Source organism: Micromonospora sp. BL1 (assembly GCF_003667485.1).
In the GTDB taxonomy this organism is placed as follows: domain Bacteria; phylum Actinomycetota; class Actinomycetes; order Mycobacteriales; family Micromonosporaceae; genus Micromonospora; species Micromonospora tulbaghiae.
The window spans coordinates 1-6,840 of sequence record NZ_RCVK01000231.1 but is presented as its reverse complement, the minus strand read 5'-3'; the positions used below and the strand labels follow the sequence as shown (position 1 = coordinate 6,840).

The following is a 6,840-nucleotide window of genomic DNA, read 5'->3' as shown; positions in this document are numbered from 1 at the left end:
GGGCGGGCGGCGGCCGGGCCGGCGGCGCAGGACCCGGCGCGGCCGGGTGGCCTGCCGGATCCGTTCCTCGCCGGCGTGCGCCAGGATGTCCCGCTGGAAGAGGGCGGCCTGCATCTTGGCGGCGATCTGCCGCTGTTCCCGGGCGATCTCGGCGTCGCGGGCCTTCATCTCGGCGATCGAGCGCTCGATGTCGGCCAGGTGCTCGGCCCACTGGGGCTGGTGCGCGCCGCAGTGCGGGCAGACGACGGCGGGCTTGATGTCCTGCCCGCACGAGGCGCACCTGAAGCTCTCCACGACAGTCTCCCGTCCGCCCGTGCCCCCGCACTGTGGACCTCCCAGAGGCAGCATGCCTTGAGTGGGCCGGGATTTCGACAGTTGCCGCCGCGTTCCGGACAACAAAAACGGACCGGCCGCCGGGGAGACGTTCCCCGGCGGCCGGTCCGCACGGTCAGCGGGTCAGGGGCGGCCCATACCGCGGTACTCCCAGCCGGCCTGCGTCCACAGTGTCGAGTCGAGGCAGTTGCGCCCGTCGACCACCTTGCGGCCGTTCGCCAGCTCGCCCAGGGCGACCGGGTCGGCGTTGCGGAACTCGGCCCACTCGGTGAGCACGCAGACCAGGTCGGCGCCGCGGACGGCGTCGTTCATGGTCTCCTCGTACGTCAGCTCGGGCACCGCCCGGCGCGCGTTCTCGATCCCCTGCGGGTCGAACACGTGCACGTCGGCGCCGGCCTTGCCGAGCAGCGAGGCGACCGCGAGCGCCGGCGCGTCGCGTACGTCGTCGGTGTTGGGTTTGAACGTGGCGCCGAGCACCGCGACCCGGGTGCCGGACAGGTCCGGGCCGGCCGGGCCGGAGCGGCGGCCGAGCAGTTCGGCGGCGAGCTGCACCACGCGGCTGCGGCGGCGCTGGTTGATCAGGTCGACCTCGTGCAGGAAGCGCAGCGCCTCACCGGCGCCCAGCTCCTGCGCCCGGGCCTGGAAGGCGCGGATGTCCTTGGGCAGGCAGGCGCCGCCGAAGCCCAGCCCGGCCTGGAGGAAGCGGTTGCCGATACGCGGGTCGTAGCCGATCGAGCGGGCGAGCTGGGTGACGTCGCCGCCGGCCGCCTCGCAGACCTCGGCCATCGCGTTGATGAAGGAGATCTTGGTGGCGAGGAACGCGTTCGCGGCGACCTTGACCAGCTCGGCGGTGGCGAAGTCGGTGACCACCAGCGGCACCTCGCGGTCCTCGGTGGCGGCGAGGTCGAAGACGCCTTTGTGGGCGGCGAAGAGCATGCCGTTGGCCCACTCGCTCTTGACGCCGACCACGATCCGGTTCGGACGGAGCACGTCGTCGACGGCGAAGCCCTCCTGGAGGAACTCGGGGCTCCACGCCACCTCGACGCCGAGGTCGGCCGGGGTGTGCTTGCCGACGAGCTGCTCCACCCACTCGGCGGTGCCCACCGGCACGGTGGACTTGCCGACGATCAGCGCCTTGCGGGTCAGGTGTTGGGCGAGGCTGGTCACGGACGCCTCGACGTACGACAGGTCGGCGCCCATCCCGTCGGCCCGCTGCGGGGTGCCGACGCAGATGAAGTGGACGTCGCCGAAGTCGGCGGTCTCCTGGATGTCGGTGCTGAACCGCAGCCGCCCGGCGGCCAGGTTGCGCCGCAGCAGCTCGTCGAGGCCCGGCTCGTGGATCGGCACCTCGCCCGCGTTCAGCTTGGCGATCTTGTCCGCGTCGACGTCGAAGCCGAGCACCTCGTAGCCCAGCTCCGCGTAGCAGATGGCGTAGGTCGCACCGAGGTAGCCGGTGCCGAGGAACGTCACCCGCGGGCGGGCGGCGCCGGACGGCGGGGTCACCGCGGCGATGGCGGGCATCGGCTGGGTGTTCGGGTACGGAATCGTCACGCCTGTCTTCTCCGCTCGCACTGGCGGCGCTTCCACGCGTCGCATTCTGCTGGGGCGCCGAGCCGGGCACCGAGGGAACTGGATGTCTGCTGTGAGGGTAATGGGGTCGGGCGGGCGAGGCTCGGGCGCGAGCCTACCCGCCGGTAAGGTTCGGCCGGGGCCGGTGGCTATCCTTCAGTTTGCGGCAGTCGTCGGCCTCCGGGCGGCACAGACTGCGCATGATAGCGGTGAAAGGGGAGGGCCGACATGGCCGCAGAGCAGTCGTTCGACGTCTACCGGTTGCCGGAGGAGCACGAGGCGATCCGGGAGGCGGTCCGTGAGGTCTGTGCGGCCAAGGTGGCTCCGCACGCCGCCGAGGCGGACGAGACAGGTGAGTTCCCCAAGGCGTCCTACGAGGCTCTGCGCGCGGCCGACTTCCACGCCCCGCACATCCCGGTCGAGTACGGCGGCGCCGGCGCCGATGCGCTGGCCACGGCCATCGTGATCGAGGAGGTGGCCCGGGCCTGCGCGTCGTCCTCGCTGATCCCGGCGGTGAACAAGCTGGGCACCATGCCGCTGCTGCTGGCCGGCTCCGAGGAGCTGAAGCGCAAGTACCTCACCCCGGTCGCGGCCGGGGAGGGCATGTTCTCCTACTGCCTCTCCGAGCCGGAGGCGGGCAGCGACGCCGCCTCGATGACCACCAAGGCGGTACGTGACGGAGACCACTGGGTGCTCAACGGCGTGAAGCGGTGGATCACCAACGCGGGCGTGTCCGAGTACTACACCGTGTTCGCCGTGACCGATCCCACAGCCCGGTCGAAGGGCATCTCCGCGTTCGTGGTGGAGAAGTCCGACCCGGGCGTCAGCTTCGGCGCGCCGGAGAAGAAGCTCGGCATCAAGGGCTCGCCCACCCGCGAGGTCTACTTCGACAACGTCCGGATCCCGGCCGACCGCATGATCGGCGCCGAGGGCACCGGCTTCGCCACCGCCATGAAGACGCTGGACCACACCCGGGTCACCATCGCCGCCCAGGCGGTCGGCATCGCGCAGGGCGCGCTGGACTACGCCAAGGGCTACGTCCAGGAGCGCAAGCAGTTCGGCAAGGCGGTCGCCGACTTCCAGGGCATCCAGTTCATGCTCGCCGACATGGGCATGAAGCTGGAGGCGGCGCGGCAGCTCACGTACACCGCCGCCGGCAAGTCCGAGCGCGGCGACGCGGATCTGACCTACTTCGGCGCCGCCGCGAAGTGCTTCGCGTCGGACGCCGCCATGGAGATCACCACGGACGCGGTCCAGCTGCTCGGCGGCTACGGCTATACCCGCGACTACCCGGTCGAGCGGATGATGCGGGACGCCAAGATCACCCAGATCTACGAGGGCACCAACCAGGTGCAGCGCATCGTGATGGCGCGTCAGCTGCTCAAGGGCTGACGGCAGGGCGTTCGGGCGGGCGGGCCGGTTGCGTACCGGCCCGCCCGCGCTCGTTCAACGGCTCTCGGTGCCCTCCGGCCGGCCCGCGCCGCGCGGGGGCGCGGACCACGGCGACTCGCCGCCGGTGCGGCGGGGCAGAGGTTCGGTGGGGGCCTCGGGGTACGCCAGCGTGAGCGGCGGCGTGTCCGGGTCCTTCGCCGGCGCCGGGGGCCAGTCGGTGAGCGTCGGCTTGTGCTCCGCCGGTGTGACGGCCGGGGTCAGCTCCGCCTCGGCCGTCGCGGGTGTGGCGGGGCGCCGCCAGCGGCTCGTGCTGAACACGGCCATCAGCAGCAGCACGCCGATGAGGAACAGCGTGCCGTTGTCGAGCGGGCCGCGCAGCGGCAGCGGGTCACCGAGCAGCTTCAGGTCGTCCGGCACCCGGTCCCGCACGCTGAACGGCGCGACGAACAGTCCGAGGTACGGGACAGCGAGCAGCAGGCCGGCCACCAGCGGGCCGAACGGCGAGAAGCGCAACGTGCCGAGCAGGCCGAGCAGGATGCCGGCGACGCCCAGATAGACGGCCGGCTCGATCAGGTTCGGCGTGCTGTACGTCCCGATCTCCACCCAGCGGTCGACGGTCCGCTCAGATCCGTCCTGACCGAGCGTGACGAGCACCCAGGTGACGGGTGCCACCGCCAACCCGGCGAGGAAGCTCCAGAGATGTCGCATCCGCGCACCGTACCGTTTCCGGCATGACAGATCATCCCGCGGTCCCGCCGGGTAAGCCGACCTCGTACTCCCGCGTCACGCTCAGTCGCATCATGACCGCGGTCGATGTCAATCTGTACGGGACCGTGCACGGTGGGGTACTGATGAAATTCGTGGACGACGTTGCCGGTGCGGCGGCTGCGCGGCACAGCGGCGGCACCGCGGTGACCGCCTCCATCGACGAGATCGTCTTCTCCGAGCCGGTCCGGGTGGGCGACCTCGTGCACGCGCACGCACAGATCAACTGGACCGGCCAGACCTCGATGGAGGTCGGGGTGCGGGTGGTCGCCGAGCGCTGGGACTCGGCCGAGGAGGAGCCGGTCAGGGTCGCCACCGCGTACCTGGTCTTCGTGGGCGTCGACGTGGGCGGCTCGCCCCGCCCGGTCCGCCCGGTGCTGCCCGAGACGCCGGAGGACGAGCGCCGCTTCCGGGAGGCCGAGATCCGGCGCGCGCACCGGCTCGCCCGGCGCCGCGCGATCCAGGCCCACCGGGCCGGCTGACCGGTGCCCCGCCCACACCGGCCCGGGGTGCGGGGTGTGGGCGGGGCACGCCCCGTACGGCGCACCCGGCGCGGACAATGGCGGCACGAGGTAGGGCAAGATGGCGCCACGGCTCCGGCACACCGTCGTGGCGGGCCCAGGGGAGGGTGGAACAGTGGCTGACGTGCTGTGGACGCCGCCGGCGGACGTGCGGGAGCGGTCCCGGATCGGTGACTACCTGCGCTGGCTGGCCGAGCACCGCGGGCTGGAGTTCGCCGACTACGACGCGCTGTGGCAGTGGTCGGTGACCGACCTGGACGCGTTCTGGCGCTCGATCTGGGACTGGTTCGACGTCGTCGCGCACACCCCGCCGAGCGCCACCCTCACCGACCGGGCCATGCCGGGCGCCCGCTGGTTCCCCGGCGCGACGCTCAACTACGCCGAGAACGTGCTGCGGATGCCGGGGCTGGACGACGACGACCCGGCGGTGATAGCACACGGGCAGACCCGCGCACCGGAGACGCTCACCGCGGCCGGGCTGCGTGAGCGGGTCCGCCGGGTGGCCGCCGGGCTGCGCCGCCTCGGCGTGGGGCCGGGCGACCGGGTGGCCGCGTACGCGCCGAACATCCCCGAGACGTACGTGCTGCTGCTCGCCACCGCCAGCCTCGGCGCGATCTTCTCCTCCTGCGCGCCCGAGTTCGGCACCCGCAGCGTCACCGACCGCTGGCAGCAGATCGAGCCCACGGTGCTGGTCGCCGTGGACGGCTACCGGTACGGCGACAAGCCGGTCGACCGGCGGGCCGAGGTGGCCGCGATCCGGGCCGCGCTGCCGTCGCTGCGGCACACGGTCGCCGTCGCGTACCTCGATCCGGACGGCCCGGCGCCCGACGGCGCGCTGCCGTGGGCGGAGCTGGCGGCGGACACCGACGAGCCGCTGACGTTCACGCCGGTCGCCTTCGACCACCCGCTGTACGTGCTCTACTCCTCCGGCACCACCGGCCTGCCCAAGCCGATCGTGCACGGCCACGGCGGCATCCTGCTGGAACACCTCAAGATGCTGGCGCTGCACCACGACCTGGGTCCGTCCGACCGGTTCCTGTGGTTCACCACGACCGGCTGGATGATGTGGAACTTCCTGGTCTCCGGCCCGGCGGTGGGCGCGGCGATCGTGCTGTTCGACGGCAACCCGGGCCATCCCGACCTGGGCGCGCTGTGGCGGCTGGCCGCCGACACCGGCACCACGTACTTCGGGACGTCCGCGCCGTTCCTGCTGGCCTGCCGCAAGGCCGGGCTGGTGCCGCGGGACATCGCCGACCTGTCCGCGGTGCGCGGCCTCGGCTCGACCGGCGCGCCGCTGCCGGCCGAGGGCTTCACCTGGGTGTACGAGAACGTCAGTGACCGCCTCCAGCTCCAGTCGCTGTCCGGCGGCACCGACGTGTGCACCGGGTTCGTCGGCGGCGTGCCGCTGCTGCCGGTGTACGCCGGTGAGATCGCCTGCCGGGCGCTCGGCGCGAAGGTGGAGGCCCGCTCCGCCGACGGCAGCGCCGTGATCGGGCAGCTCGGCGAGCTGGTGATCACCGAGCCGATGCCGAGCATGCCGGTCGGGTTCTGGAACGACCCGGACGGCGCCCGCTACCGGGAGGCGTACTTCGAGGTCTATCCCGGCGTGTGGCGCCACGGCGACTGGATCACCGTGAACGAGCGCGGCGGGTGCGTGATCACCGGCCGGTCCGACGCCACGCTCAACCGGGGCGGCGTACGGCTGGGCACCGCCGAGTTCTACTCCGTGGTCGAGGGACTGGACGAGGTGGTCGACTCGGTGGTCGTGCACCTGGAGGACGACGAGGGCGGCGCGGGCGAGCTGCTGCTGTTCGTGGTGCTCGCCGACGGCCTGGAACTTGACGACGAGATGCGGCGAAAGATCTGCCGGGAGCTGCGTACCGCCCTGTCGCCGCGGCACGTGCCGGACGAGATCCACCAGGTCCGGGCCGTGCCGCGCACGTTGAGCGCGAAGAAGCTGGAGGTGCCGGTGAAGAAGATCCTTACGGGCACCCCGGTGGACAGCGCGGCGGCCAAGGGCGCCCTGGCCAATCCCGAGTCCCTGACGGCGTTCGCCGCCCTGGCCCAGCGCCGGGCCGCCACCGACAGCCCTGTCTCCCCTCGCTGATCTTGCACTTTCCGCCCCGGCGAAAGGGGCGAATGCCCCGCGCCGAGGACCGAAAGTGCAAGATCGACGGGGACGGGGAGGGCGGCGGCTCAGGCCAGGGTGTGCGTGGTCTTCTCGGTTTCGGCGCGGGAGGCGAGGCGGGTCGGGTCGGGG

At 72.4% G+C, this 6,840-nt stretch carries 6 protein-coding genes; 3 read left to right on the top strand and 3 right to left on the bottom strand.

Annotated elements, in window-relative coordinates; translation table 11 throughout:
• Window positions 1-294, bottom strand: a 294-nt coding sequence (locus tag EAD96_RS14585) for a hypothetical protein (RefSeq protein ID WP_147457880.1), incomplete at its 3' end; no start/stop codon positions are given.
• 162 nt (window positions 295-456) lie between these two features.
• A complete protein-coding gene (locus EAD96_RS14580) occupies window positions 457-1,884 on the bottom strand; it encodes a UDP-glucose/GDP-mannose dehydrogenase family protein (protein ID WP_120571563.1) in 1,428 nt (475 codons plus the stop codon).
• Window positions 1,885-2,130: 246 nt separating this feature from the next.
• Here EAD96_RS14580 and EAD96_RS14575 point away from each other — a divergent pair, with 246 nt between their 5' ends.
• Window positions 2,131-3,294, top strand: coding sequence for an acyl-CoA dehydrogenase family protein (locus EAD96_RS14575; RefSeq protein ID WP_120571562.1), 1,164 nt, complete (start codon window positions 2,131-2,133; stop codon window positions 3,292-3,294).
• A 54-nt stretch (window positions 3,295-3,348) separates the two neighbouring features.
• Here the strand turns inward: EAD96_RS14575 and EAD96_RS14570 are convergent, their stop codons facing one another.
• Complete coding sequence (locus tag EAD96_RS14570) at window positions 3,349-4,002, bottom strand: hypothetical protein (protein ID WP_121684643.1); 654 nt, start codon at window positions 4,000-4,002, stop codon at window positions 3,349-3,351.
• A gap of 23 nt (window positions 4,003-4,025) precedes the next feature.
• On the opposite strand from EAD96_RS14570, the gene EAD96_RS14565 reads away from it, so the two are divergent.
• Both EAD96_RS14565 and EAD96_RS14560 read left to right on the top strand, forming a co-directional pair.
• Complete coding sequence (locus EAD96_RS14565; RefSeq protein ID WP_091418577.1) at window positions 4,026-4,541, top strand: acyl-CoA thioesterase; 516 nt, start codon at window positions 4,026-4,028, stop codon at window positions 4,539-4,541.
• Window positions 4,542-4,695: 154 nt separating this feature from the next.
• Complete coding sequence (locus tag EAD96_RS14560) at window positions 4,696-6,687, top strand: acetoacetate--CoA ligase (protein ID WP_121684642.1); 1,992 nt, start codon at window positions 4,696-4,698, stop codon at window positions 6,685-6,687.
• The last annotated feature ends 153 nt before the right edge of the window (window positions 6,688-6,840 follow it).

Coding starts and splice junctions, on each gene's coding strand:
- EAD96_RS14575 (WP_120571562.1), top strand. CDS start 2,131: ATGGCCGCAGAGCAGTCGTTCGACGTCTACCGGTTGCCGGAGGAGCAC.
- EAD96_RS14570 (WP_121684643.1), bottom strand. CDS start 4,002: ATGCGACATCTCTGGAGCTTCCTCGCCGGGTTGGCGGTGGCACCCGTC.
- EAD96_RS14565 (WP_091418577.1), top strand. CDS start 4,026: ATGACAGATCATCCCGCGGTCCCGCCGGGTAAGCCGACCTCGTACTCC.